The sequence below is a fragment of the Herbaspirillum sp. ST 5-3 genome, assembly GCF_004804275.1.
Classification (GTDB): Bacteria; Pseudomonadota; Gammaproteobacteria; order Burkholderiales; family Burkholderiaceae_D; genus Noviherbaspirillum.
On the sequence record NZ_STGI01000035.1, the window covers coordinates 1 to 1,367 of the forward strand.

Genomic DNA, 1,367 nt, shown 5'->3' on the forward strand with positions numbered 1-1,367 from the left:
TAGGCATATCCATAGAAGTATTCCTAGTCGTAATTTTAAGGAATACCAATGGTCCGGAGATTCAGGGGGCTACTTCAGCCGGGAAGCTGGCCAGTCGGGTGAGCGTGGTGCGTTGCCGGGACAGGCGCGCCGTCTGCTCAGCCTTCAGCACGGACTCCAGGAATTCAGTCAGGCTGATGTCGTCGGTGATCGCCTTTTGTGCCAGATGGGGCAAGACATCGGCAACGGTTGTCAGCTTGAGCTGGGCGCACAGTTCGGCAACGCGTTCGTGGGCGATGTTCATGCGGCCACTCCCATCACCCGGTCATAGACCGACAGCGGGTGCTGCAGTGGCGCGAGCCAATCATGAAACCGTTCGCGCAACTCCTTCCCGCTTGCCGGCAGCGCCGGCTTGATCAATGCCGGATACGGTGGCGGCAGGCGTTGCAACGACGGTCGTTCGACGATCAACTGGGCGCCGGGTTGCAGTTTTGTGGTGCCATGGCAGCGAACATCGGCAACGTCCCGCAGCCAGCGCCAGACCTCGGTATTGGCGGTGACCACATCGAGCTCAAGGCCGACCGACTTGAGTCTGGCCACCAGCGGCACATAGAAGCTGCGCCGAATATAGCCATTCATGCGCTCGACCTTGCCCTTGGTCTTGGCCCGGTAAGGCCGGCATAGTTCCGGCCGGAATCCGTAATGCCCGGCGAAGTCCAAAAAGCCTGGCTGGAACCGATGCTGTTTCGGGCCATAGGCATCGCGCTCGATGACCACGGTCTTCATATTGTCGTAGAGCGCGCGGCGCGGCACGCCGCCGAACCAGACGAAACAGTTGGCGTGACAGGCGAGCAGCGTATCGAGCCGCATGTCAGCCACGAACTCGACATAGCTGGCGCGGCTGTAGCCAAGCGTGGCGACGAAGGCGAACAGGCTCGCGCCCTTGCGGCGCCTGAACTCGATCCAGTCGACTTGCATCTGATCACCAGCGGCCGTCTCGAAGCGCACCAGCGGATCGGGCGAGCGCACCGGGCGCAGGGTGGCAACAAAGTTGCGCACGGTGCGTTCGCCGCCATCGAAGCCCTTGTCCCGGATCTCGCGCCAGAGCACCGTTGCCGGGATCCAGTCAGGCGCTGCAGCGGCCACGCACTGTTGAAGATAGGCGGCGAATGGCGCGATCTTCAATTCACGGCACACGCGCTCCTGATAGGCAGGCGGCGCATCTCTGTTCAAATATTTGCGCACGGTATTGACCGAGCATCCCAGTTCGCAGGCAGGCTGCTGTGCGGCGTATTTGGCGGGAGGGTGCAGAAAGCAAAAAGCCCCAACTCATGGAGCTGGGGCTTTCTGGGTAACACAAGCCTGACGATTACCTACTTTCACACTGG

General features: G+C 61.2%; 2 protein-coding genes. Both read right to left on the reverse strand.

The genetic code is table 11. The annotated features are described in order from the left end of the window. Positions 1 to 61: 61 nt before the first annotated feature. Positions 62 to 283, reverse strand: coding sequence for an ATP-binding protein (locus E6W33_RS26840; RefSeq protein ID WP_247869814.1), 222 nt, complete (start codon positions 281 to 283; stop codon positions 62 to 64). Continuing rightward, positions 280 to 1,290 (reverse strand): IS21 family transposase, encoded by a 1,011-nt coding sequence (istA, locus tag E6W33_RS26845; RefSeq protein ID WP_136420443.1) that lies wholly within the window; start codon positions 1,288 to 1,290, stop codon positions 280 to 282. Before istA ends, E6W33_RS26840 begins: the two co-directional genes overlap by 4 nt. Positions 1,291 to 1,367: the final 77 nt, after the last annotated feature.